Source organism: Comamonas sp. B-9, assembly GCF_000410635.1.
Classification (GTDB): Bacteria; Pseudomonadota; Gammaproteobacteria; order Burkholderiales; family Burkholderiaceae_C; genus Comamonas.
Genome location: NZ_KE148568.1, coordinates 5,080 through 6,359, shown reverse-complemented (window position 1 = coordinate 6,359; position 1,280 = coordinate 5,080). Strand labels below are relative to the sequence as shown.

The 1,280-nt window shown below is 64.9% G+C and carries 3 protein-coding genes; all 3 read right to left on the bottom strand.

What is annotated here, in order from left to right:
- Positions 1-202 (bottom strand): hypothetical protein (locus H928_RS0112130; RefSeq protein ID WP_027010880.1); only part of this gene is annotated, 202 nt, incomplete at its 3' end.
- 39 nt (positions 203-241) lie between these two features.
- Positions 242-775: a hypothetical protein gene (locus tag H928_RS0112125; RefSeq protein WP_021026751.1), complete on the bottom strand. Its 534-nt coding sequence runs from the start codon at positions 773-775 to the stop codon at positions 242-244.
- A 2-nt stretch (positions 776-777) separates the two neighbouring features.
- Positions 778-1,280 (bottom strand): hypothetical protein (locus H928_RS27445; protein WP_043339833.1); only part of this gene is annotated, 503 nt, incomplete at its 5' end.

Sequence of the window (1,280 nt, the reverse complement as noted above, 5' to 3'; positions counted from 1 at the left end):
CGGGCGCCGCGCGCCGCGCCTGGCTGCGTTGCTGCTCTTCGGCGCTGGGTGGAGGAGGAGACGAGGCCTTGCGCCACAGCCCGCTGGCGGCCTGCTCGGCATCACCGATGAGCGCCGGGCCACGCCAGGCGTACACGGCGACAGCGCAGGCCGCCACCAGGGCCAGCCAGATCAGCCGGCGGTAGGCAGGGCGCAGGTACATGGCCGTGGCAATGGGGGTTGGAACATGGCAGGCACTGTATCAGCCCCCTTGGTAGAAGCGCAAATCCAGGTACAGCAGCAAGAAGGCCAGCAGGCTGATGCCTCCGTTCAGGCGCCGGGCCAGTGGCAGGGAGGCCGCGCTGAAGTACCACGGCCGGTGCGACGGCAAGTGGCGCAGGATGTAGAGCAGCCCCATCTCCTGCATATTGCTGAAGTGCGGCTGGCTGTCCTTCTTGAGCTTTTGGATGATGGCGGCGTCGCTGAGCATCACCACCGACAGCACGGTGGCGATGATGACAGCACCCAGCAGCCACTGCTGCCAGGGCTGCGTGTGGGGCCAGTTCAGGCTCAGGCTGAACCAATGGCTCATCATCAGCACGGCCAGCACCGCAAACAAGCGGTAGAAGATGGCACGCCAATGCGCAGGGCTGGGCTCGGTCAGTTGGCCTTGGCGCCGCGCCTCGCGCTCAATGATGCGGGCGAGCAGCCAGGCCATGCCATGAAAGCTGGCTTCCAGCAGCAGGTAGATGCCTGCAGCCAGGGCCAGCAGCTGCAGCGGCTCAGCCTTGGCCATGCTCAGCGCTGCTGGCAGGCGGCGGTGACGCCGCTTTGGCACATCTCGCGCTGCGCGCTGTCAAAGATCAGCTTTTTGACGGCGGGCATGTCGACAAAACCACCGATGTCCAGCTGGATGGTCTTGTCAAAGGTGTTGTCGAAGGTGAAGAACTCCAGCACCGCAACGTCTCCCTTTTTGCGCTGGGCCTGGTAGAACTCCAGGCCACGCTGCACCTCATCCAGCACCCGGGATTCGACGAGGCGCTCGGGCTGGCCTTTTTCGATGTTCTGCCGGGCATCGAACTCCAGCACGCCGTTGTTGCTCGACTCGGTCAGCACCAGAATCTTGCCCTTGCTGCCGATCTTGGCCAGCTCCTTGCGCAGCATCTCGGTGGCCGCCGTCATGCGGCATTGGTAGAGCTGGTCGAGCAAGACCTTGTCCTGCTGCTGTGGCGTGGGGCGGCCCGCAGCCTTGTCGGCGGCACTGGACTGGCGCACAGGGCCATCCTGGTAGAAGGACAGCT